Consider the following 24,131-nt stretch of genomic DNA (forward strand, 5'->3'; position numbering starts at 1 on the left):
TTAGCCTGATCCGGCTTCCCTTTCCTTCTCGAGGAGAAGGTGATCCGCATCAGTAGCGCGAGCGCTGCCGCTCGTTCACTGAACGCCTTCTCCTCCTCTTTCGATCGGTGTACCCGGAACGGTGACGATCGGAAAGGCTCTCTCTTCCGTGACTCCTCAGGACACTGCCGTCGGCGACTCCGCCGACTCCTCCCGCACCGGCTCCCGATCGGGCGTCAAGGCCCTCTCCGCTCTCTCCCGCCGCACGATCCTCGCCGGATCCGTCGCCGGCGCGGGCGCGATCGCCTTCGCGACGCCGGCCCTCGCGGCCGGCGACCTCACCGCGGTGCCCCGACTGCCCGGCGAGGTCTCGCGCCTGTCCACCGCCACGTCGAAGACGGGCGGGAAGCGCTACGAGATCATCGACGTCGTCGTCGCGGGGGACCGGGCGCGCCTGTTCGTGCCGCACGCGACGCCTCCGTCGCAGACCAGGGGCGCATCGATGCTCTGGTACTACCACGCCCGCAACGGCACCCACACGGCGCTCTCGAGCGCCTTCGCGTACTCGGCCGACCTCGCCGTGGACCGCGGCATCGTCAGCATCTGCCCGACCTACGGCGGCAGCATCTGGTCGAGCCCGCGAGCGATCGAGATCCAGGCCGCTGTCGTCGCCTGGGCCTCGTCGGTGTGGCGGATCGACGCGAGCCTCCTGCGCTCCGACTCCGGGGGCGGGCCGCTTCTGACCTGGGCCTACGGGAAGCGGATGGTGCCGAACATCCGGGGCGCGTACCTCTGCAACAGCTCCTACGACATGGAGGAGCGGGCGGCGAGCGAACCGGACCGGATCGGCCCCGAGTACGCCGACGCCGCGGCCATCGCCGCCACCAACCCGGCGCGGCTGCCCGCGTCGGTGTGGCGCGGTGCGCGGCTGAGGATCACCGGATCGCCCGACGACAAGGTCGTGCCGTTCGCCCTGCACGGCGCCGCCCTCCACGCCGCGGCCCTGCCCCTGGCGAAGGAGGCGACGGTCCGCACCCACCCGGGGGAGGGCACCGACGGGCACAAGGTCCCGAGCTTCACCAACAAGGAGATGCTCGACACCTTCCAGCGCTGGATCGCCGAGGGCCCCGTGCCGCAGACGGAGCCCGAGCCCGAGACGCCGCCCGTGTCCACGCTGCCCGGCGCGGGCACCTACGAGAACGGCGCCGCGCAGATCGTCACCACCGGCACCTGGACGACGCTGAAGGCCACCGCGGACAGCGGCGGGAGCATCGCCTACTCGACCAGCTCCGGCGCCTCCGCGACGCTCGCCTTCACCGGCACGAGCATCGCCTGGATCAGCCGACTCACGTCGTCCTCCGGGATCAACGACGTCGAGCTCGACGGTGTGAAGGTCGCCTCCGTCGACCGCTACAGCGCGTCCACCCGCTCGAAGCAGACGGTGTGGAGCAGCGGACAGCTCGCCGCCGGGCCGCACACGCTGACGATCCGCCGGGGGAGCGGCCGCAATCCGGCCTCGACCGGGACCAACCTGCTGCTCGACTCCTTCGTGGTCGGCGACGCGACGCCTCCGCCGGCGACGACGCTGCCCGGAGCGGGCACCTACGAGAACGGCGCCGCCCCGATCGTCACGACCGGCACCTGGTCGACGTTGAAGGCGAGCACGGACAGCGGCGGCAGCATCGCCTACTCGACCACCGCGGGCGCCTCCGCCACCCTCGCCTTCACGGGCACCAGCGTGAGCTGGATCAGCCGCCTCACCGGCTCGTCCGGCATCAACGAGGTCGAGCTCGACGGAGTCAAGGTCGCGTCCGTCGACCGCTACAGCGCCGCGACGCGGTCGAAGCAGACGGTCTGGAGCAGCGGACAGCTCGCGGCCGGGCCGCACACGGTGACCATCCGCCGCGGGAGCGGCCGCAACCCGGCCTCGAGCGGCACCAACCTGATCCTCGACGCGTTCGTGGTCGGCGACGCCGCTCCGGTCCCCACGGTCACCGTGCCCACGCCGATCGCGGAGTGGTCCTTCGCCGAGAGCGCCGCCCCCTTCGCCTCGGCCGCCGCGGGCGCTCCGGCGCTCCGGCAGGGCGCGGGCTCCTCCGCCCGCGCCGTCGCCACGCCGTTCGGCACCGGAGTCGCCCTCAACGGGACGACGGACCACCTGGTCGTCCCCAAGGACGAGGTCGGCCCGCTCAACCTGGGCGCCTCGACCGGCCAGGTGACGATCGCGGTGTGGGTGCTCAACTCCGCCGCGGACGGCGCCTGCATCGCGGGCGTCTGGGAGGAGTCGACGGTCGGGCCGCTGCGCTCCTACGCGCTGTTCAACAACCTCCCCGAGTACGGCGGCTGGGAGCGCGTGTGCATGCACGTCTCGAAGCTCGGCGGGCCGACGCCCGGCTACCCGTACTCGCGCGACTACTCGGTGGAGCCCCGCCGGATCACGCGCGGCGTGTGGCAGCTGCACGTCGGGACGTACGACGGCGCAGTCGCGGTCTCGTACCTCGACGGCGCCGCCACCGCGTACCCGGTGTACACCGACAAGCTCGGCGCGACCTACGCCAAGAACCCCTACGTCTACTCCGACGGCCTCAACGCGGCTCCCGGCGACTTCGTGGTCGGAGCGGTCGGCCGGGACGGCACGATGATCAACCGCTTCGCCGGCTCCCTCGCCCGACTGCGGGTGTGGGACCGGGCGCTGACCGCGGAGCAGGTGAAGCAGCTCTACTCGGCCGAGAAGGGCGCTCTCGGGTGACGACCCGAGGGCGGTGACACGAGTCCGAGAAGCGGATGATCCGCTTCTCGGACAAGGCCGTTCGAGCGATAGCGGGCGTCCCTCTTTCGAGGGTGGTGTTATCGGCTGAATACAGATCGGCGGGCGGCCGCTTCACGGCTGCTTCGCCGTTCTCCGCCGCCTGTATCCGTTGCGCGGGATTCCGTACCCAGGCGGACGTGCGCTCCCGGAGGGCCGTACGGCGGGGGATCATCGCCCGGCGGCCGCGCAGCCCTGTCCCGGATCTCGGAGTGCGGCCCCGCGCCAGATGCGCACCGGCGCGACCACCTCCCAGCCGAGGGTGAGGTAGAGGGGGCGGCCGTCCGTGCTGGCGACGAGGAGACCGCTCCGTGCACCCTCGGACCGGGCCCAGGCGGTGAGGGCGTCGACGACCCGCCGTCCCAGCCCGCGTCGGCGGAACCGCGCATCGGTCTCGATCCGGTCCAGGACCGCGACCGTCCCGTGCACGGCGGCGGTGCCCTGAGCGGCGACGACTCCGTCGACCAGCAGCCGGACGCTCGCCACTCCGTCGGCGGCCTCGAGCACGGCTCCCGCGAGCAGGGCACCCTCGGCGGTGCGGCCCGGGCCGAGGAGCGCCGCCATCAGGCTCTCGTCGCCCGCGACGAGCTCCAGCCCGGCGGCGGGCGCGAGGCGGGCGTCTTCGCCCAGGCCGATGACCGTCAGCCACTCCTGGGGCCCGGCCACCCGCTCGGCGCCCGCCTGCAGCGCGGAGGGCGACGGATCGACCAGGATCCGCTCCCGCGTGCGCGACTCCGCTCCGACATCGACCAGCCATGCCCCGTCCTCGCGGACGCGCTGCACGCCGCGTGCCCGGCACCAGCCCTCGACCCAGTCGTCCACCCGCTCCGTCGTCGTGATCACGCCCCGAGAGCAGCCGCGACCGGACGGGCGCGATCGTGGGAAGCGGGTTCTCCCGGCGGTGGCCGTCGATCCCCAGCAGGACCGCCCTCGCGCGGATCGCACCCCGCGCACCGCGATCGGCCGGGTCCTCCCGTTGTCAACCTCAGTGCCACGGCGCCGTCCCGGCCCTACCGTCGGCGCGAGACATCCGCTGCACCGCCGGGACCCTGACGGCCGTGCCGAGAGTGAGGGGCCGATCCGATGCCCAGGCAGGACGGCGACCCGCGGAGCACCACCCAAGTGCTGCGCGAGCTGGTCGCCGCGTTCGAGGATCCGGGGGCCGTGCACCCGGCGCTGGCGCGGCAGGTGCGGAGCGCCGCCCGCGAGCTGCTCGGCGCGTCGGAGCGGGAACCGCTGCGCCTGCGCGTGCGGATGCCGACCCTGATGGTCCCGCGCTCGGTCGTGGACGAGGTGCCCGATCCGCCCCCGGTGCCGCCCGCCGCGCTCTGACCCGACGGCGCTCGTACACTCGGACGATGCGACACGGCATCGTCATCCTCCCGCAGGACCCGTGGGCCGAGGCCCGCCGGAAGTGGCAGTCGGCCGAGGGCCTGGGCTTCGACCACGCGTGGACCTACGACCACCTCTCCTGGCGCTCCCTCGCCGACCAGCCGTGGCACGCGACCGTCCCCACCCTCACCGCTGCCGCGATGGTGACCGAGACGCTCCGCCTGGGCACGTTCGTGGCCTCCCCGAACTTCCGCCACCCGGTGCCGTTCGCGAAGGAGATCGCGACGCTGGACGAGATCTCGGGCGGTCGGACGATCCTCGGGGTCGGCTCGGGCGGCACGGGCTTCGACGCGCGCGTGCTCGGGCAGCCCGACTACTCGCCCCGGCAGCGGCACGAGCGCTTCACCGAGTTCGTCACGGCCCTTGACGCGCTGCTGCGCTTCGAGGAGCCCGGCTCGGGCGGAGTGGACCTCGAGGGGGAGTGGTTCACCGCCCGCTCGGCGCGGATGGTGGGCGAGCCCGTGCAGCGCCCCCGCGTCCCGTTCGTCCTCGCCGCGAACGGGCCGAAGGGCCTCGCGCTCGTCGCCGAGCGCGGGCAGGGCTGGGTCACGACCGGCCCGGAGGGAGTGTCGAGCGAGGAGTGGTGGCGGGCGGTCGCGTCCCTCTCCCGGCGGCTCGATGCGGCGCTCGAGGCGGCCGGGCGCGACCCGCGCACCGTCGAGCGCCACCTCTCGCTCGACTCCGGGGGCGACTACTCCCTCGAGAGCGTCGCCCGGTTCGAGGACATGGCCGGCCGGGCGGAGGAGCTCGGCTTCACGGACGTGATCGCGCACTGGCCGCGGCGCGACGGCGTCTACGCGGGCGACGACGAGGTCCTCTACGAGGTCGCCTCGCGATTCTGACCGGGCCTAGGGGCTCCGGAGCGGTCCTCAGACCGCGCGGGCGCTCCCGCGGTCGACGAGACGCGCGGGCAGGAGGCGGATCGACGGCTCCTCGCCGCGGGACGGCTGCTCGATCCGCTCGACGAGCGTGTCGACCAGGTGCGCGCCGAGCTCGGCGGCACCCGTCTCGACGTAGCTGTAGGGGAGCGAGAAGTCGCGGGCGAACTCGGCCGAGTACAGGCTCACGACGGACAGCTGCCCGGGCACGGCGACAGCGCGTCGGCCCAGGATCGCGGGAAGCATCGCGATGGTCCGGTCGCTGTGGACGACCAGCGCCGTGAGTCCGGGGTTGTCGTCGAGGAACGCCGTGATCATCGGCTCGACGGCGTCGGCGGCGGTGGCGGCCGGGCGCATCACCAGCTCGATCCCGAGCCGACCGGCGGTCTCGAGAGCCGACTCGCGGAACCGGAGCCCGTAGGTCCCTCCGCGGTCGAAGACGCGCTCAGGAGGGGTGACGAGACCGATGCTCCGATGCCCGAGGGCGCCCAGGTGCTCGATCAGCAGGCGGGCCGCGTCGCCGAAGTCGAGGTCGAAGACGTCCACCCCGGAGGCGTCCGCGGGCACGCCGAGGGCGGCACCGGGCCGCCGCGAGGCGCGCAGGACGGGCAGCCGGTCGTCGTCGTCCGCGACGCTCAGGAGGATCAGTCCGTCGACCTGGCCGGAGCGCGTGAGTCGGCGGACGGCAGCCGCCCCGTCGGCCTCGGTGGCCAGCAGCACGTCGTAGCCGAGCTCGCGGGCGCGGGCCGTGATGGGGAGCACGTACTCGACCATCGCGGGCGCGAACTCGTCCGGGTCGAAGTGGACGAGCAGGCCGAGCGCCATGGTGCGGCGCGTCGCGAGCGCCCGTGCTCCGGCGTTGACCGTGAAGTCGAGCTCGGCGATCGCGTCCTCGATGCGCTTGCGCGTCTCGGCGGAGATGCTGCGCTTGCCGGAGAGGACGTACGACACAGTGCTGCGAGAGACCCCTGCCGCTTTCGCGACGTCTCCGATCGTGGCCATCTCCACCCCCGCTCGAACCGTGTCGAGAGTGGCAGTGCGGCGCGGCGCACGCAACTCGGGCGCCGCGTCCCCGGAGCGAGGACCGGACGCTGCGGCTCCGGCGCTCTGCTCGTCCACGGCGCGGCCGTCCCCGTCGGGGAACGTCCGGTCCCGACCACACGCCGACGCGGCCGGGCGCACGAGGTGCCCGGCCGCGTCAGGGCGTTCTCGACGGATCAGCCGCAGCGCGCCGCACCGTAGGCCGGTGCCGTGGATCCGCTCGCCGCAGCGCCGTCGACCGTCCCCGCGATCCGCACGTCGAGAGCGCCGGCTCCGACGCTCGCAGCGCGGGTGCTGAAGGCGGCCGAGACCGTCTTGCCGGGAGCGACCCCGGTGAAGGTCTTCGTGCCCCAGGCCGAGCCGATCGTGACGTCAGCGGCGACCGCGCTGGTGTTGGTCGCCGTCCCCGTGATCGTGACCTTCCCCGCGGTGCAGCGCGAGGCCGCCGTGCCGCTCACCGTCAGGCCCGTGGTCCGCCCGACGAAGGGCGTGACCGAGATCCTGTCGATGTTGGGCGCGTACTGCGAGGTGAGCAGGACGCCGGGGAAGGTGTCGGAGAGGTAGGTCGTCCCGTCGAACCCCGGGAGCTCCTTCGAGGTGATCGCGATGGTGTTCGAGCCCTTCCTGAGCGTGACCGGCACGCTCAGGTCCCACAGCTGGTTCTGGTGGAACGTGTGCGGGAAGAGCACGCGCTGCGTCACTCCGTTGACCGTGATGTCCGCGTGGCGGGCGAGCGGGTCGGGGTTGTAGTGCGTCGCGGGGGACTGCTCCTCGTTGGAGTAGCGCAGCGTGAGCGCGTAGGTCCCGTCCTGCTCGGCCTTCACGTCGCCGAAGGTCAGGGTCGAGTCGCCGTCGCGTCCGCCGCCGATGTTCCCGACGGCCTTGCCGCCCGACGCGAAGGACAGGTCGCGGACCGTGGCGGGGCCGGTGATCGTGGCCGCCTCCGCCTCGTAGCTCGTCGTCGAGGGCGGGTTCGCGCTCGCTCCGACGACGATCCGATCGACGAGGAGCGTGCCGCTCGTGCCGACGACCTCGATCTTGTTCACGCCGCCCGAGAGGAAGACCTGGCGGGTCGAGCTCGCGCCCACCGGCCCGACCTTCACGTCGTTGACGTAGAGGTCGCCGGTGCCGCCGCCCAGGGTGTCCACCGTCACGGAGGACGGCGCGTCCTTCGCGGAGTAGCCCCAGACGGTGGTGGAGGCGCCGCTGGTGAGCGTCGCCGTGCCCGATCCGGAGACCCCGGCGCGGGAGTAGTCGGCCGTCGCGCCGTTCTCGAGCGTGCCGGTCTCGGCCTCGTGGATCGAGGTCGCGGCGGCCGCGCTGGGGAGGGAGAGCTCGATCTTGTCGACGATCGCGTCGCCCACGGTCGACTTCGTGCCGGCGAGGTTCTTCGCGGCGAGCGAGATCGTGTGGGTGCCGGCGGTCAGCTTCACCTTCGTGTCCGCGTGGTCCCAGACCACGAACTTGTAGGCCAGCGGAAGGAGGATCTCCTGCTCCGCAGCGCCGTCGACGCTCAGGAACGCGTTGATCGGACCCTGCTGGGCGTTGGCGGCGTAGGTGTTGAGGGAGTTGGCGAAGACGCTGAGGTCGTACTCGCCGTCCTTCGGGACGGTGACCGCGAAGTCGAGCTTCAGGTCACCGCCGGTGCGGATCCCGCCCACGTTGCGTCCGCCCGAGGTGTAGAAGCCGCCGACGTTGGTCGGCGAGCCCTCGGGTCCGTTGAGGTTCCGCGATCCGGTGTAGCGGGCGTCCTCGGCCTCGTACTTCTGGCGGAAGTCGACGGGCGAGGCGGACGGCGACGACGCGTTGGCGCCCGGGGTCAGGACGACTTCGTAGGCGGAGTCGATGTCGAGCGCGGGGAGGGATCCGCCGAAGTCCAGCGAGAGGGCGCCGTCCACGACGGACGCGTCGAACTCCTTGACCGTCTGCGGGGCTCCCGAGTCGCCGACCTGGCCGGTCCAGCGGATCTCGCTGACCTCCACGTGGACCTTCGAGCCGAAGGTGGCGGCCGGGATGCGCTCGAACGCGACCTTCTGCGAGCCGCCGACGCCTCCGAAGAGGGCTCTCGCCTGCTTGGCCGCGGTGTCGAGGGTCGCGACGCCCTGGAGGGTGTAGCTCTGGCCGGGCTTGGGCGGCGTGACCGCGACGGTGTCGCCGGTCATCGAGGCGTAGGCGTTGAGGAGCCACCACTGGCCGTTGGCGCGGTTGGCCTGCACCGCGGAGTCGGAGAGGTTGCCGTCGATGTTCCAGTAGGCGATGTCGCCGTCGACCTTCTTGTCCTCGAGCGCGCTGATCCACTGGACCATCTGGCCGGGCACGGAGGTGTGGTAGTTGAAGGCGTACTCGTTGAGGTTCACCGGCAGGTGCTTCCCGGCGTAGGACGTGCCCGCGTACAGCTCGTCCTCCCAGGCCCGGAAGCGGTCGACGTTGGTGCGGATCTCACCCGGGGCGCTCAGCTCGTGCCAGGTCATCACGTCGGGGACGGTGTCCTGCTCGAGCGTGTGGGTCATGAACCCGCGGACCTGGTCGTAGAGGACGCTGGTGTTCGGTCCGGCGATGCGGGCGTCGGGCATCCTGTCGCGGATCAGCGCGTAGGTGCTGTCCCAGGCCGCGAAGAACGCGGTCGGGTCCTCCAGCCAGCTCTTCCCGTCGTAGCTCCACTTCCCGTTGCCGAACATGTTGCCCTCGGGCTCGTTGAACGGCACGAACACGATGTTGTCCTGGTACTCCTCGGGGAGCGCGAGCACCTGGTCGACCTGCGTGGCGATCTTCGCCTGGTAGTCGGCCAGCTTCTCCTGGGGAGTGCTGCCCGGCCACTCGTAGGGGAAGCCGCGGTAGATGTCCGTCATGTAGATGTAGGTGTCGCCGTCCGAGGTGTCGGCGACGGCCTTCGCGACGCTGAGCGCGTCGGCGCCCGGATGCTGCGGCCCGTCCTGCGCCTTGGTCGAGACCGTGCGCAGGTCGATCCCCTCGAGGAGGTTGTCGGAGGGGAGGCCCTCGCCGTAGACCCCGTAGAGGGTGCCGGACGCGCCGCCCATGAACTCCCCGGTGCTCGTGCCGAGGTCGATGGTCATCTCGTCGAGTGCGCGCACCGTGACGGTCGCCGTGACCGCGGTGCCGAGGCCGGTGACGGTGCCCTTCACGGTGAAGGTGCCGCGCTTCGCGTACGCGGAGGCGGGGACGCTCTCCCAGGTGACCGGGGCGTCGCGGTTCACGCCGTCGGAGTAGGTGGCGGGGACCCCCGGCAGGGCCGGCGCGACGCCGATGCCGGTGGTGACCGCGACGCTCGTCGAGAGAACGCCGGTGACGGCCGGCGCGGCGTCCCCCGCCAGACCCCGGACCTGAGCGGCGGTCAGAGCCCGGTCGTAGACGCGGAAGTCGTCGATCGCTCCATCGAAGTAGGGGTGCACGTTCCAGAGCGCCCGGCCGATGTTGCCGCTCTTGGAGGCGGAGGCGGAGTAGAGCTGCTTCGCGAGATCGACGGAGGCGGGAGCCGTCGCGACCTGCAGACCGTTGAGGTACAGGGTCACGGTCGTGCCGTCCATCGTCGCGGTGACGTTGACCCACTGGTCCTTCTGCAGCGGCGAGGAGCTGGAGACACCGGTCTCGCCGCCGTCCTTCAGCTGCTTGATGATCGCGCGGGCGCTGCCGCCGTCGAACGACGGAGCGAAGGCCGACGCGGCGTCGGGGCTGATGCCCAGGCACCACAGCCACTGGAAGCCTCCGGTGCCGGACCACTTCGTCCAGGCGGAGACGGTGGTCTGCGTCACGCCCTGGAAGAGCCCGTTCGGCACGGTCAGGTACGGCGCGGAGGTCGAGTCCGCCGCGCCCCCGGGAAGGTCGATCGCGGTCGTACCGGCCTTCCGACCCGCGACGTACGTCGCTCTCGCGCTGTTGACGACGGTGCCGTCGAGCTTCTTCGACGAGAGGTCGGCGACCGTGGATCCGGACACCTGCCCCTGCTCGAAGTCGTACTGGAGGATGAGCGCGTCGGCGGGGACGGAGGTGTCGGCCGCGGAGGCGGACTCGGCGCTCGGGAGAGCGACGGCGAGGGCGGCGAGTGTCGCGGCACTCAGCGCGAGGGCGAGGGAGCGGGTGCCGCGCCTCGGGGAGGACATCGTTGTCACGCTGGTCACTTTCTGTGGGGACAGCCGGCCGGACGACGGCGGGCGTCGGTCCGAGGTCGGAGCAACAGTGCTTCGAACCGGTTCGACAAAACTAGGTTCCGCGCCTGCGACACGCAAGAGGACCTGAGAAGTTCCTCGTCCGGCTCGCAGGTGACGGCGGTCGCTCCGGGCTCTCGCCGGGACCCGTCAGCCCGCCGGAGCGGCCGTCGCCGCGACGCTCGACGGTGAGCGGACGGGCGCGCATCGCCGGGGAAGTGCTGCTGATCGGGATGCTCGCCGGATGCACGGCGGGTCCCTCCGCTCCCGTCGACGACCGGATCATCGTCGCCGCGGAGAACAGCTACCGGCACGCAGGAGTACGTCCTGGACGCGGTCGAGGGGAGCCGCCCGGACTGGCTGAGCCCCGACGGCGTCCTCCCGCGGTGACCCGCGGGACCGCGGCGGCCTGTGCCGCGTGCGGGAGGATGAGGGCATGACGCTCCCTCCGCCGACGCTCCTCTCCCCGCCGCTCCAGGACCGGCTGGCCCGGTGGTTCGACGAGAAGGCGCCGCCGGCCCCCTCGGTGAGCTGGGCCCTGTTCGACCGCAGCGGGCTCCTTGTCCACCACGGCCGCGGCGAGCACCGCCTCGACGGGGCCGCTCCCGGGCCCGGGACCGTGCACCGCATCGCCTCCATGTCGAAGAGCTTCGAGGCGGCGGCGGTGCTGATCCTGCGCGACCGCGGGCTGCTCCGCCTCGACGACCGCGTCGCCGACCACGTGCCGGAGTTCACCGACCCGCTCGACTCCGCGGGCCGACCGCTGCCCGTGACGGTCAGGATGCTCCTCAGCAACTGCTCGGGTCTCCCGGAGGACAACGGCTGGGCCGACGACGTCATGGCTCTGACGCGGGAGGAGTTCCTCGAGGTCGTCGGCCGCGGGCTGACCTTCACGGAGCGGCCGGGTGAGGTCTACCAGTACTCGAACATCGGCTTCTGGCTGCTCGGCGTGCTCGTCGAGAACGTGACCGGGGAGGACTTCCCGTCCTTCGCGACGCGGACGATCCTCGAGCCGCTCGGCCTCCACGACACCCGCTACGACAGCGGCGACTACCCCGACGGCACCGACCTGGCGGCCGGCTTCAGCACCTTCGACGACGGAGCGACCTGGGTGCCCCGCCCCGTGACCGGCACCGGAGCGGGCGCCTGCGCCGCGAGCATGTTCAGCACGGTCGGCGACATCGCCCGCTGGAGCGGCTGGCTCTCCTCCGCGTTCGAGGGCGAGGACGGCGCGGACGACGACCCGGTGCTGAGCCGTGCCTCCCGCCGCGAGATGCAGCGCGGCTGGACGCCGGTCCCCGCGCTGAGCCCTCGCGCCGTCGAGAGCACGCTCGACGGCTCCGCGTACGGGTTCGGCCTCGTCGTCGAGCACGACGTCCGCTTCGGCGGGATCGCCCACCACTCCGGCGGCCTGCCGGGCTGGTCGTCGAACATGCGGTGGCATCTGGAGTCGGGCCTGGGGGCCGTGGTCTTCGCGACCGCGAACGGGGCGAAGCTCGCCGCCGCCGCGACGGGACTCCTCCGCGCCGCCCTCGAGGACACCGCTCCTCCGGCGCGGACCATCACCCTCCTCCCGTGGACGCTCGCCGCGGCCGCCGCCGTCGAGGCCGCGATCGTCGCGGGAGACCTCACCCGGGCGGGGGAGCCGGGCAGCGGCGCCCTGTTCAGCCCAAACCTGCTGAGCGATGTGCCGGCCGACGTGCGCGCCCGCCGCCTCGCCACGGCGATCGCGGAGATCGGCGGGCTCGCCGAGGACCCGACCGCGAGGCCGCTGGTGGAGCGGCTGCTCTGGAGCGCCTCCGCGGCGCAGGCGGCCTTCCTCCTGCCGGGCCGCGACGGAGAGCTCGAGTGCCGGCTCGAGACCACGCCGACCGTCCCGGCCCTGATCCAGCGCCTCGAGATCGTCGTGCGCGAGGCTCCGACGGCTGCCCTCCCGGTCGTGCGCTTCTACCGCCCTCGGGCCGGCTAGCGGTCGAAGACGAGGCGCGGACGCGGCGGACCTCGACGCTCCCGCATCGAGAACGGCGGGCGGCCCGCGAGGGACCGCCCGCCGTCACGCTCCCGCGGTCAGCGGATCGTCGTGCTCGCCGTGTCCGCGTTGCTGCGGATGGACGGGTCGGGCGTCTTCGTCGAGAACGCCGCCGCCAGCGCGGTCGCCGTGCCCGAGACGGCCGCCCTCACCGTGATCTTCTCCGACACGGTCCGCCCGTCCGCCAGGCCGGCCCGCTGGAACCCCACGACGTTCCCGACCCTGGTGTACGAGCCTGTCGCCGAGACGAACTGCACACCCGCGGGCAGGACGACCTGCGAGAAGACCGACCCAGACGCAGCCGGACCGGCGTTCGTCGTGATGAGGGTGTAGGTGAGCGTCCTCCCCTTCACCGCCGAGGCCGGCCCGGAGAGGTCGACGCGCAGATCGGCCTTCGTCGCGACCTGCTTCGGCGAGACCGTCAGCGTGCTCGTCGCCCGAGCCGTGCCCGCCGAGTTCGCGGCCTGGATGCTGAAGGTGGTGGTCCCGGCCGTGGTCGGCGTCCCGGAGAGGCGCCCGGTCGCGTCGAGGGTGAGTCCGGCGGGCAGTGCGCCGGAGACCAGGGAGACCGATGGAGCGGGCGTGCCGCTCACCGCGTAGCGGAAGTCGTAGGCCGAGCCGACGACGCCGGCCGCGACCGTCCCGGAGAGGGTCGGCGCGACCGTCGGCGACGACACGGTGACGGTGCTGGTGGTCTCCGCGGAGGCGGTGCCGGCGCGGGCCGCCAGCGTGAACGTGAAGGTGCCTGGCGCGGACGGAGTCCCGGTCAGGCGCCCGGCCGGAGTCAGGGTGAGGCCGGACGGGAGCGCACCGGAGGAGACGGCCACCGACGGCGCGGGGAAGCCCGAGACGGTGTAGCCGAAGTCGTAGGGGGTGCCGACGACGCCCGGCCCGGGGGTACCGGAGATCCCCGGTGCAGCGGCGGCGGGGGAGACGACGACGGTGCTGGTGGTCTCCGCGCTCCCCGCAGCGCTCGAGGCCCGCAGGGTGAAGGTGGAGCGTCCGGCGGTCGTCGGCGTCCCGGTCAGGCCGCCACGATCATCGAGGCTCAGGCCGGCGGGGAGCGTTCCGGAGACGAGCGAGACCGTCGGCGCCGGTGTGCCCGTCACGCTGTAGTCGAAGTCGTACGGGGTGCCCACCGTCGCGGCGGGCGGGTCGCCGGCCAGGGTCGGCGCGACCGTCGTCTCCGCCACGGCGAACGTGTGCGGGGCCCCGACGGTGGCGCCGAAGGGGTTCCGCGCGGAGACGGCGAAGGTGGACGTGCCCGCGGTCGTCGGCGTGCCGGAGAGGACCCCGGACGCGCTGAGGGACAGGCCGTCGGGGAGGGAGCCGGAGGCGACCGCGAACGAGGCGGGGCGGTCGGCCGCGAAGGTGTACGAGGCGGCCGCTCCGAGCGGCCCGGACGCGGGAGGAGCATCCGCCGTCAGGACCGGACGCGGGCCCCGGGCGAGCACGTGATCGGGTCCGGCTGCGAGAGCCGTCGTGCCGGCGAGGCCGGCGGGGAACTGCAACTGCCCGGCCGAGCTCCGGCCCCAGCCGACGATCGTGCCGTCGCCCTTCAGCGCGAGGCTGTAGTCGGACGCGGCGGCGATCGCCACGACCCCGGACAGGCCTTCCGGCACCGTGGTCTGGCCGTAGTCGACGACGACCGAGTCGGAGCTCGCGCCCCAGGCGACGACGGTGCCGTCCTCCTTCAGCGCGAGGCTGTGGGTCTCTCCCGCCGCGACGGCCACCACGCCCTCGAGCCCCGCGGGGACGTCGGTCTGCCCGTAGAGGTCCCAGCCCCAGGCGATCACCCTCCCGCCGGACACGGCGAGGCTGTGGCGCTGGCCCGCGGCGATGGCCGTGACGCCTCCGAGGCCGGCCGGGACCAGGCCCTCGCCCAGCCCGTTGCTGCCCCACGACGTGACGGTGCCGTCGTTGCCGAGCGCGAGGCTGTTGTCGCGGGAGGACGAGATCGCGACGATCCCGGTCAGCGCGGCACTCCTCGAGACCTGCCCGTCGCCGTCGTAGCCCCAGGAGACGACGGTCCCGTCGCTCTTCAGCGCATGGCTGCTGTAGTCGCCGGCGGAGACCGCGACGACCCCCGTGAGACCGTCGGGGACGCTGGTCTGCCCGTACGACCCGCGGCCCCAGGCGACGACCCCGCCGTCGCCGTTCGCGGCGAGGCTGTGGGTCCGGCCCGCGGCGAGGGAGAGGACGCCCTCGACCCCGGCCGGGACCGTGGTCTTCCCGTCGGTGCTGCTTCCCCAGGCCGCCACCCCGAGGACCGGGGCGGACGGAGCGGCGACCGCCGCGAGAGGAACGGCGGTGCCGACGAGGAGCGCGACGGCCGCGATCAGCCCGAGCAGACCCCGCCGGAGCCGCCGCGCCGCTCCTGGATCCCGCGGCTGCGACGTGCCGTCCTCGACGGCGGGCGGACGAGGGACGGTGCTGGAGCGCATGTGCTGCCTTCGATCGGGACGGCCCTCATCGGCCGTCCTCGAACCGTGGCACGGCCGTCCCGCCGCTGACAATGTCCTCTAGCGGCCCTGTCCGGAAGAGGGCGCCGCGGAGCTCCGCGGAGGGGACGTAGGCCCGGTCTCACTGCGGCCGAGCGCTCCCGCCGCGGGCCCGTGACGGTCAGCGCATCCCGAGGGACGCCGTCGCGTCCTGACCGCTCAGCGGGGTCGGAACGGGGACCCCGACCCTCCCGCGTACGGAGCGTCCGCCTGGTCGAAGTCCCAGCGGCCCGCGGTGGACGGGCGGACGACGGGGGTCTTCGTCGGGGTCGGCGTCGCCGACGGCGCCGGCGCGGCGGCCAGCCCGGCGTGCCAGCGGAAGATCGCATCGATGCCGTCCTGGTTCACCCACGACGGTGCGTTGTGGCCGAGCGCGTGCGTCCGGACGGTCGCCTCCCTGGCCGTGGCCGTCGCCTTCTTCACGAGGGCGAGCCCGTGCAGTGCCGGCGGCACGCTCGGGTCCGGGTGGGCCGTGTCGGACACCACCGCGCGGATGTTCGCGCCGGCCCAGGCGGAGGCGGGCAGCCGCTTCGGGTTGTGGGAGTCGATCTGAGCGGTGCTGCCGCCGAAGGCACCGCCGATCGAGAAGCGGCCCCGCGTCGTGCGGTCGTGGGTGTCGCGGAGGTCGTAGACGCCGTTGACCAGGTAGACGCCGTTGATGCCGGGGAAGACTCGCGCGCCGTAGTCCTCGCACGCGAGCGCGCCGCCGGCCGACATCGCCCAGAGGTAGCTGGCGGCGATCGGGAACTGGCCGGAGAGGTAGGCGTAGCCGTTCCGCTGGTGCTTCTGCGCGGTGTCGTTGGTCCAGATCGTTCCGCCGAGCGTCTGACAGATCGCGATGGCGCCCCGCTCGACGGCGAGCTCGGCCGGGTACGCGAAGACGCTGGACAGCGAGGTGTGGTCGGCCTGCGCGGAGTGGATGAACCAGATCACCGGTACCGCCGCGGCCTGCCGCGGCTTCACCGTCTGCGGCACGAAGATCCGCGCGAGGTCGCCCGCGATCGAGACCGTGAGGACGTCGTAGAGCACGCCGCGGTTCTTCGTCCGGACGTTGATCGTGCGGGTCTTCTCCCCGGGCAGGCCCGGCACGGGGGAGGCGGCGGCGGAGGCGGCCGGGAGCGTCGCCGCGCCCAGAGCGAGAGCACCCGTGAGGGCGCCGCCGACGACGGTGCGCCGCCGGAGGCCGGGAGTTCGAGAGGGGGGTCCTGCGGAATCGTCGGGGGACACGGGGGCTCCTCGTGCAGGGACCGCGAACCGACGAGGTCGGCGGAGCGGTCCGGGTGGGCGGGGGGTGTGCCTGCAACGCTAGCCGGAGGACCGGCCGGACGACCCGTCGATGCGCGCCAGTCGCGGGACGGCGGAGGGACGACGCCGCACGGACGGAACGGTCGGCGGCTCGGCGACCGCATCGGCGGCGGATCGAGGCGCTCAGGAGGCGAAGGAGAGGCCCGTTCCTGATCGTCCGCCCCGCCGGTTCCGACCCTTTCGCCCCGTTTGGGAGCACTTCCCCGCACCGGTCTGGCCCCCCGGTGTGAAGGCTCCCAGGTTCCTCGCGCTCGTCGGCGGACCGGTGCCAGCGTGAAGGGACCGAGAAGCAGAAGGAGAAACGTCCATGACTCTTCGACGAACTCTTGCCACCCTCGCCCTCACGGGCGCCATCGCCTCCGTCGGCGTCGTCGCTGTCGCGACGCCCGCCTCCGCGGCCGAGGTCGCGAACGGACAGTACGTGAACGCCGGGAACTACGCGTGCGGAGCCCAGGAGGTGGCCACCGGCGCCACCCTCGGACCCGAGGGCGTCCTGCGCCAGCGCGCTCTCGTCTTCCGCAACTGCGGGTCGAGCACGGTCGAGCGCAAGGCCGACATCATCGCCGACTTCGACGGCAGCTGCTACTCCGTGGCGCCGGGCAAGGCCCGAGTCCTCGACGCGCTGTTCGTGGCGGCGGGACGCAACACCTACCGCGCGTCCAAGGCCTGCTGAGCTCGCGTGCTCCGCCGGAGGGGCGGGTCGGGGACATCCCCGGCCCGCCCCTCCGGCTGTCCGGAACGACCACGCCGTCCGAGCCGTCCTCCCGCCGACCCGCCCGCGGATCACTCCAGCACAGGCCCCAGCTCCGCCAGGACCTCCGCGACCCGGGCCCGCGCCCGTGCATCCAGCCCGCGGACCGGACGCGGGAGGCAGCGCGCCTCGGCGAGACCGAGCTGCTCCGCCATCGCCGCGACCACGCGGTAGCTGCCGCCGTGCTCCGCGAAGAGGTCCCAGACGGGCTGCAGGCGCGCCGATCCCGCGATCGCCGCCGCCTCGTCGCCCGACTGCGCCGCCCGGGCGATCGACAGCGCCGTCCGCGGGAAGAGGCCGCCGATCACCGAGTACCAGGCGTCGCAGCCGCCGAGCAGCCCGCGCGCACCCGCGGCGTCCCCCGAGACCCCGACAGTGACCCCCTCCGGCACCCGCGCCCGGATCTCGCGGACGCGCGCCGCCGCGGCGCCCGGTCCCTCCGGCACGCCGGGGATCTTGAGGGAGGCGACCTGCGGCAGCCGGGCGACGGCCCCGTAGAGGTCGTCGGAGAAGGAGAAGCGCGTCGTCCCGGGGTTGTCGTACACGACGAGCGGCACCGAGAGCTGAGCCGTCACGTCCTCGTAGAGCCCGAGCACGTCCTCGTCCGTCAGCGGCTGGTAGCCGAGCGGCGCCAGGAGCACCGCGCTCGCCCCGGCGCTCTGCGCGTCCTCGGCGAGCGCCAGCACCTGCGAGGTGCGCAGCGCCCCGATCCCGACCACGACCGGCACCGGACCGGCGCTGCGGACGGCGATCTCGGCGGCGCGCCGGCGCTCGCCGCGGTCCAGGTACGGAGCCGAGCCGGTCGAGCCCAGTGCGCCGATCGAGTCGACTCCCGCCCGCGCGAGCCGCTCGACGAGAGCGGCGAACGACCGCTCGTCGATGCTGTCGTCGCGGAGCGGAGTGAGGGGGAAGGCGCTGAGTCCGGTGAGCACGTCGGTCCGCTCGCTGGGGGCGGGAGGGGCCCGGCCAGTCTCCCCGGCGGCAGGGGCCCGGTCGAGGCCAGAACCGCCGGGGGCCGGGGGACCAGCCGTCACTCCGCGTCGAGCACCACTCGGGAGTGGAGTCCGAGCCGGTCGAGGAACGCCTCGTCGTGGCTGACGACGACCAGGCCGCCCCGCCAGGCGGCGAGAACGTCGACGAGGTGGTCGGTCGTGGCGAGATCGAGATCGTTCGTCGGCTCGTCGAGCACGAGCAGCTGCGGAGCGGGCTGCGCCAGCACGAGCCCGGCGAGCGCGACGCGGAACCGCTCGCCGCCCGAGAGCGACGCGATCCTCCGATCGACCACGTCGCCGCGCACCAGGAGCCGCGCGAGGGCGTTCCGCAGCTCGACCGCCGGACGATCCGGCGCGGCCCGGGAGACGTGCTCCCGCACGGTGGCCTCCTCGTCGAGGAGTCCCTCGCGGCGCTGGGGGAGCCAGCGGACCCGCTCCGTCAGCGCTCGGGCCGTGGTGCCGGCGAGCGGATGCTCCCGCGCACCCGGCGCCCCGACGAGGTGCTCGAGCAGGGTGGTCTTCCCCGTCCCGTTCGCGCCGACCACGGCGATCCGCTCCGGCCCCTGGAGCACCGTCGTCCGGCCGCGCACCGTCACCTCCGCCAGACGGCGCCTGGCCGCGACCCCGGGGTCCGGCAGGTCGAGGCGGACCCGGTCGTCGTCCCGGACTGCTCGCGACGCTGCGTCGACCTGCTCGCGCGCCCGCGCCTCCGCGGCCCCGTGCCCGGAGCGCAGCCGTCCCGCGGTCGCCTCGGCTCGTCCTCTCCGCGCGTTCGCGAGGATCGCGGGCATCGACTCCGCCGATCGCGCCCCCGCCCGCGCCCGGCGGGCGATGGTCGTCTCGGCCGCGATGCGCTGCCGCCGCTCGGCGCGGAGAAGCCGGTCGGCGTCGCGCAGATCGCGCTCCGCGGCCGCCTGCTCGAGGGCGAGCCGCTCCTCGAACGCCGAGAGCGTCCCGCCCGAGGTGCGGACCGCCCCGTCGCGCAGCTCCGCGATCTCGTCGACGTGCTCGAGCAGCTCCCGGTCGTGGCTGACGAGCACGAGCGTCCCGCGCCACCGGTCGACCAGGTCGAGCAGAAGCCCTCGGGAGCGCCGGTCGAGGTCGTTCGTCGGCTCGTCGAGCACGGCGATCGGCCGACCGCGCAGCCGGACGCCGGTCACGGCCGTGAGGACGGCCTGCCCTCCGGAGAGGGTCGCGACCGGCCGCAGCAGGTCCGCCTCCTCCAGGTCGAGACCGGCGTCGCCGAGTGCGGCGAGCGCTCGGGCCTCGAGGTCCCAGTCGTCCGCGAGCATCTCGAAGTGCCGCGGATCCGCGTCGCCGCGGAGGATCGCGTGCAGAGCGTCCAGGCGATGCCGGATCCCGAGGAGATCGGCGACGGTGTCGTCGGGCCCTCGCCGGAGGCGCTGGGGCAGCAGGTCGACGGGTCCCGTCGTCGAGACGCTCCCGGCGGTGGGGGAGAGGCCGCCGGTGACGAGGCGGACGAGGGTCGACTTGCCGGCGCCGTTCGCGCCGACGAGACCGGTGCGCCCGCGTCCGAACGCAGCGGTGACGCGGTCGAGGACGACGGAGCCGTCGGGCCAGGCGAACGTGCAGTCGTGGAGGACGACGGCGGGCGGGGTGGTGCTGGAAGTGGAGGGCACGGTGCTCCAGGGGTCGGTGTCGGCGCACGACGACCACCGGACTCCGAGGGAGCAACGGCTCGCCCCTGAGGGGCGGGCACGGGGGACGTCAGTGCGAGAGCAGCTGCTGCGTCGTGGACGCAGTACCGGTGCTGGAGCGCAAGAGTCCGTCTTCCGTGCGGGGAGCCCCCGTGACCGCGAGCCGCTGGATCGGCCGGTGTGGCGGCCGCACCGACGTCGCGGCTCGCGACGAGGTACCCGACGACCGTACGTGCCCGTCGATACACGCGCAACCGTGACCGACTGCTCGTCCGCCGCCTGCGTCCGTCGGCGCCGTCGCGCGGCTCGCGGCGGACGGCTCTCCCCCCACGGCGGAACGGCCGGACCGCCCTGGTATGCACGCTGCTGCCCACCGGTCGAGGGGGTCGCCGGCGGGCCCTCCCGTCGCCGGGCCCTCACTACGCTGAGCCCATGGTGACCATTCGCGACGTCGCGGCCGATGCGGGGGTGGCCCGCAGCACGGTGTCCTACGTGCTCTCCGGCAACAAGAAGCTCCCGGAGGCGACCCGCCTGCGCGTGCTCGCGAGCGTGGAGCGGCTCGGCTACCGGCCCGACCCGATGGCGCGGGCCCTGGCGCTGCGGCGCACGAACATCCTCGGCTTCTTCGCCTCCGTCGATCCGGAGTCGCGGCAGACCGATGTCGACGTCTTCATGCGCTTCGTGCGGGCGGCGATGTACGCGGCCCGCGCCCGCGGCTTCGACCTGCTGATGATGGGCACGGGCGAGGGGGAGCTCGCGCGCGACGTCCTCGCCGATGCGCTCGTCGTGATGGACATCCGCCGGGACGACCCCCGGCTGCCGGTCCTCGCGAGCATCGGCCTGCCGACCGCGCTGGTCGGCTACCCGGGCGAGGGCAGCCCGTTCAGCGCGATCGACCTCGACTTCGACGGCGCGGCGCGGGTCGCCGTCGACCACCTCGCCGACCTCGGGCACGTCGAGATCGCGGTCCTCGGGATGGGCCCCGACGCCTACGAGAGCGGCTACGCCTTCGCCCTGCGGTTCCGCGAGGGCTTCCTCGACCAGTGCCGCCTGCGCGGCGTGCGGGGCGCCGTCATCCCCAGCACCGACGACGTCGACGACTGGTTCGAGCAGGCGCAGGAGCAGCTCCCCGGCCTGAGCGCCGTGGTCACGCACGGGCCGGGCGTGCTCGAGCCGTTCCTGCAGCGCCTCAGCGGCCTGGGCCTGCGCGTCCCGGAGGACTGCTCGATCATGACCATCGCCCCGGAGGCGGTGATGCGGCACGCCGACCAGCCGGTCACCGTGGTGGACCTGCCCGGCGACGAGATGGTCTCGCGGGCGGTCGACCTGGTGCTCGACGAGCTCGCCGGCACCGCGACTCCGGGAGTGACGGAGCTGCTGCCCGCGGTGGTCGTGGAACTCGGCACCACCGCGCCCTTCTCGCCGGGCACCAGCCGGGGCGTCGTCCCCTCGTGGCGGCGGGCGCGCGGCTGACGTCGCCGGGTCGTCCGGAGCGTTCCCCGGGCGATCGGTGAACCGGTTCTCCGAAATCTATTGAACCGGTTCTCCGACTCGGTTAGGCTCGCCACGACTTCCGGACGGACCGCCCCAGCGGGCGCCCCCGGAGGGTCTTCCCGGCGCGAGCGCTCCGCTCGTTCCGACCGTATTCAGAGAGGAATACCGTGAAGAACAGCATCCGACGAGCCGCAGGCGCCGCCTCCCTCGTCCTCATCGCCGGAGTCGCCCTCAGCGCGTGCAGCGCACAGGGAGCGGGCGACGACTCGTCGAAGTCGCTCACCCTCTGGGACAGCTTCACCCAGTACGACGCGTCCTCCCCCTACGGCCAGCTCCTGGCCGGCTGCGAGGCCTCGACCGGGATCACCCTCGAGCGCACCTCCGACCCCGACCTCACCACCAAGCTCCTGCAGTCGGCCGCGTCGAAGACCACGCCGAACCTGGTCGTCCTCGACAACCCCAACGTCGCGAAGTTCGCCGACACCGGCCTGCTCGTCGACAACGCCGCCTCCGGGCTCGACACCAGCGACGTCCTCCCGAACGTGCTCGCCGCCGGCCAGCTGGACGGGAAGACCTACGGCTCGTCGATCGGCTCGAACACCCTCGCGCTCTTCTACAACAAGGCGCTCTTCGAGGCAGCCGGCGTCACTCCGCCGACGACCTGGGACGAGCTGACCACCGCCGCGAAGGCCCTCACCGCGGGCGACGTCACCGGGCTCGGCTTCTCCGCGGTCGGCACCGAGGAGGGCACCTTCCAGTTCCTGCCCTTCTTCTGGGGCTCCGGTGCGACCCTCGAGGACATCTCCTCCGACGACGCCGTCTCGGCGCTCGCGCTCTGGACCGACCTGGTGAAGAGCGGCTCGGCCTCGCAGGCGAACGTCAACGCCAACCAGCAGGACGTCCGCGACCAGTTCCTCGCGGGCAAGCTCGGGATGATGGTCAACGGCACCTGGCAGCTCTCCGCCCTCGACGAGGCGGGCATCGACTACGGCGTCGTGCCGATCCCGGCGAAGGACGGGGGAGCGGCACCGAGCCCGCTCGGCGGCGAGTTCGTCGAGGTGGTCGCCTCCGACGCCGCGAAGCAGACCCTCGCCACGGAGTTCGCGCAGTGCGTCATCCAGCCCGACAGCCTGAAGGCCTGGGCGGCCGGCCAGTCGTACATCATGCCGTACGCCGACGCGGCCGCCGAACAGGCGACCGAGGACCCCGCGCTCCAGCCGTGGGTGGAGGCCATCTCGGTCGCGCAGGGACGCACCAGCGACCTCGGCGTCGCCTACCCCGACACCTCGAAGGCGCTCTGGACCGCGATCCAGGAGTCGCTGACCGGCTCAAAGACGCCGCAGGCGGCCCTCGACGACGCCGCGGCGAGCCTGAAGTAGCGGCCGCATGACCGACCCCGCCGTGCTCACGGCGCCGGTCGCGGGCGGGGCGGCCACCAGGCCGCCCGCCCGCCGCCGCCGCCTTCATGGCGCCCGTGGTGATCTTCCTCGCCGTCTTCTTCGTCTACCCGATCATCCGCGGCGTCGTCCTCAGCCTCCAGGACTTCGGACCGTCGTCCTTCGTGACCGGGATCGCCCCCTTCGTCGGCTTCGACAACTACGTCACGGTCGTCACCGATCCGATCTTCGCGAGCATCGCCTGGCACACCGTGGTCTTCACCGTGGTCTCGCTGGTGGGCCAGTTCACGATCGGCATGGCCCTGGCGCTGTTCTTCAGCCGCCGGTTCCCGCTCTCGGCGACGTTCCGCTCCCTCATCCTGCTGCCGTGGCTCCTGCCGCTGATCGTCTCGGCGACGGCCTGGCGCTGGATCTTCGACCAGCAGTTCGGCATCCTGAACGCCGCAATCGGCACGCCGGTCGGCTGGCTGACCGATCCGTCCGTCTCGCTGTGGGCAATCATCATCGCCAACATCTGGCTGGGCATCCCGTTCAACATGGTGCTGCTGCACGGAGGCCTGCAGGGCATCCCCGAGAGCCTCTACGAGGCCGCGGCACTGGACGGCGCCTCGCGCTGGCGGTCCTTCTGGAGCATCACCTGGCCGCTGCTGCGACCGGTGACCTCCGTCACGCTCCTCCTCGGCCTCGTCTACACGATCAAGGTGTTCGACGTCATCTGGATCCTCACCAAGGGAGGCCCGGCCAACAGCTCGCACACCCTCGCGACCTGGGCCTACGAGCAGTCCTTCACCGACCTGCAGTTCGGAGTCGGAGCGGCGGCCGGCCAGATCCTCGTGATCGTCGCCCTCGTCTTCGGCGTGATCTACATCCGCGCCCAGCGCAAGGAGGACCTCGGATGAACCGGCACACCACAGGGCTGCGCCGCGGGATCGACGTGGTCATCGCGATCGTGCTCTGCGGCTTCCTCCTCTTCCCGCTCTACTGGATGGTCAACGTCTCGCTGACCAAGCCGCAGAACCTGATCCAGACCCCGCCGAGCCTGTTCCCCGGCGACCCGACGCTCGACGGGTACGTGCAGGCGTTCTCGACGCAGCTGCCGAACCTCATCACGAGCCTCGTGATCTCGATCGGCTGCGTGATCCTGACCCTGGCGATCGCTCTGCCCGCCGCTTTCGCGATGGCGAAGTTCCGGGTGCGGGGGACCGGCGTCGTGATGTTCGTGTTCCTCCTCGCCCAGATGATCCCCGGGATCGTCCTGGTCACCGCGCTGTTCGCGATCTACAACGCGCTGGGGCTGCTCAACACCTATCCGGGCCTGATCCTCGCCGACGCGACCGCCTCCGTGCCGTTCGCGGTGATCATCCTCCGGGCCTTCATGCTCGGCATCCCCGACGAGCTGATCGAGGCCGCGCGGATCGACGGTGCGAGCAACTGGCGCTCCTTCGTCTCGATCGTCATCCCGCTGAGCCGGAACTCGATCGTGACCGCGGGCCTGTTCTCGTTCCTGTTCGCCTGGGCCGACTTCCTCAACGCGAACTCGCTCACCTCGGGCAACAGCATCGTGCCGTTCACCCTCGGCCTCTACCGCTACATCGGATCGACCACCACCAACTGGAACGGGATCATGGCGACCGCCGTGATCGCCTCCATCCCGGCCGCCGTGCTGCTGATCGTGGCCCAGCGCTACGTCGCCGCCGGGGTCACCGCCGGCGCGGTCAAGGACTGAGCGCCGTGCCCGACTCGAG

16 protein-coding genes are annotated in these 24,131 nt (G+C 73.0%); 9 read left to right on the forward strand and 7 right to left on the reverse strand.

Going from position 1 to position 24,131, the window contains the following annotated elements:
• Positions 1-148: 148 nt before the first annotated feature.
• Positions 149-2,728 (forward strand): LamG-like jellyroll fold domain-containing protein, encoded by a 2,580-nt coding sequence (locus tag C5C71_RS05710; RefSeq protein ID WP_104337296.1) that lies wholly within the window; start codon positions 149-151, stop codon positions 2,726-2,728.
• Positions 2,729-2,956: 228 nt separating this feature from the next.
• Here the strand turns inward: C5C71_RS05710 and C5C71_RS17750 are convergent, their stop codons facing one another.
• Positions 2,957-3,628, reverse strand: a complete 672-nt coding sequence (locus C5C71_RS17750; protein ID WP_219813969.1) for a GNAT family N-acetyltransferase — start codon at positions 3,626-3,628, stop codon at positions 2,957-2,959.
• A 240-nt stretch (positions 3,629-3,868) separates the two neighbouring features.
• On the opposite strand from C5C71_RS17750, the gene C5C71_RS05720 reads away from it, so the two are divergent.
• Both C5C71_RS05720 and C5C71_RS05725 read left to right on the forward strand, forming a co-directional pair.
• Complete coding sequence (locus tag C5C71_RS05720) at positions 3,869-4,117, forward strand: hypothetical protein (RefSeq protein WP_146084430.1); 249 nt, start codon at positions 3,869-3,871, stop codon at positions 4,115-4,117.
• A gap of 26 nt (positions 4,118-4,143) precedes the next feature.
• Complete coding sequence (locus C5C71_RS05725; protein WP_104257531.1) at positions 4,144-5,019, forward strand: LLM class flavin-dependent oxidoreductase; 876 nt, start codon at positions 4,144-4,146, stop codon at positions 5,017-5,019.
• A gap of 27 nt (positions 5,020-5,046) precedes the next feature.
• On the opposite strand, the gene C5C71_RS05730 is transcribed toward C5C71_RS05725, so the two are convergent.
• Together C5C71_RS05730 and C5C71_RS05735 are read right to left on the reverse strand one after the other, a co-directional pair.
• A complete protein-coding gene (locus tag C5C71_RS05730; RefSeq protein WP_104337317.1) occupies positions 5,047-6,057 on the reverse strand; it encodes a LacI family DNA-binding transcriptional regulator in 1,011 nt (336 codons plus the stop codon).
• Positions 6,058-6,272: 215 nt separating this feature from the next.
• Positions 6,273-10,214 carry a LamG-like jellyroll fold domain-containing protein gene (locus C5C71_RS05735; protein ID WP_104257532.1) on the reverse strand — a complete coding sequence of 1,314 codons (3,942 nt, stop codon included), beginning with the start codon at positions 10,212-10,214 and terminating at the stop codon, positions 6,273-6,275.
• A 481-nt stretch (positions 10,215-10,695) separates the two neighbouring features.
• Here C5C71_RS05735 and C5C71_RS05740 point away from each other — a divergent pair, with 481 nt between their 5' ends.
• A complete protein-coding gene (locus C5C71_RS05740; RefSeq protein WP_104267352.1) occupies positions 10,696-12,228 on the forward strand; it encodes a serine hydrolase in 1,533 nt (510 codons plus the stop codon).
• Positions 12,229-12,326: 98 nt separating this feature from the next.
• On the opposite strand, the gene C5C71_RS05745 is transcribed toward C5C71_RS05740, so the two are convergent.
• A complete protein-coding gene (locus C5C71_RS05745) occupies positions 12,327-14,732 on the reverse strand; it encodes a putative Ig domain-containing protein (protein ID WP_104337297.1) in 2,406 nt (801 codons plus the stop codon).
• Positions 14,733-14,948: 216 nt separating this feature from the next.
• Complete coding sequence (locus C5C71_RS05750; protein ID WP_104337298.1) at positions 14,949-16,016, reverse strand: hypothetical protein; 1,068 nt, start codon at positions 16,014-16,016, stop codon at positions 14,949-14,951.
• Positions 16,017-16,401: 385 nt separating this feature from the next.
• On the opposite strand from C5C71_RS05750, the gene C5C71_RS05755 reads away from it, so the two are divergent.
• Complete coding sequence (locus tag C5C71_RS05755; protein WP_104232590.1) at positions 16,402-16,767, forward strand: hypothetical protein; 366 nt, start codon at positions 16,402-16,404, stop codon at positions 16,765-16,767.
• Positions 16,768-16,877: 110 nt separating this feature from the next.
• On the opposite strand, the gene C5C71_RS05760 is transcribed toward C5C71_RS05755, so the two are convergent.
• Positions 16,878-17,777 carry a dihydrodipicolinate synthase family protein gene (locus tag C5C71_RS05760; protein WP_104232591.1) on the reverse strand — a complete coding sequence of 300 codons (900 nt, stop codon included), beginning with the start codon at positions 17,775-17,777 and terminating at the stop codon, positions 16,878-16,880.
• A gap of 98 nt (positions 17,778-17,875) precedes the next feature.
• Positions 17,876-19,477 carry an ATP-binding cassette domain-containing protein gene (locus tag C5C71_RS05765; protein WP_104337299.1) on the reverse strand — a complete coding sequence of 534 codons (1,602 nt, stop codon included), beginning with the start codon at positions 19,475-19,477 and terminating at the stop codon, positions 17,876-17,878.
• 450 nt (positions 19,478-19,927) lie between these two features.
• Between C5C71_RS05765 and C5C71_RS05770 the strand changes: the two genes are divergently transcribed.
• The 4 genes from C5C71_RS05770 (at position 19,928) to C5C71_RS05785 (ending at position 24,112) form a co-directional block, all read left to right on the forward strand.
• Positions 19,928-20,968 carry a LacI family DNA-binding transcriptional regulator gene (locus C5C71_RS05770; protein WP_104317098.1) on the forward strand — a complete coding sequence of 347 codons (1,041 nt, stop codon included), beginning with the start codon at positions 19,928-19,930 and terminating at the stop codon, positions 20,966-20,968.
• Between the two features lie 188 nt (positions 20,969-21,156).
• On the forward strand, positions 21,157-22,368 hold the full coding sequence (locus C5C71_RS05775; protein ID WP_104232593.1) for an extracellular solute-binding protein: 1,212 nt from the start codon (positions 21,157-21,159) through the stop codon (positions 22,366-22,368).
• 86 nt (positions 22,369-22,454) lie between these two features.
• Positions 22,455-23,285 (forward strand): carbohydrate ABC transporter permease, encoded by an 831-nt coding sequence (locus tag C5C71_RS05780; protein WP_104337300.1) that lies wholly within the window; start codon positions 22,455-22,457, stop codon positions 23,283-23,285.
• Positions 23,282-24,112, forward strand: a complete 831-nt coding sequence (locus tag C5C71_RS05785; RefSeq protein ID WP_104222044.1) for a carbohydrate ABC transporter permease — start codon at positions 23,282-23,284, stop codon at positions 24,110-24,112. The genes C5C71_RS05780 and C5C71_RS05785 overlap by 4 nt, the downstream gene beginning before the upstream one ends.
• Positions 24,113-24,131 lie beyond the last annotated feature (19 nt).

The organism is Rathayibacter sp. AY1C1, assembly GCF_002932105.1.
GTDB lineage: Bacteria > Actinomycetota > Actinomycetes > Actinomycetales > Microbacteriaceae > Rathayibacter.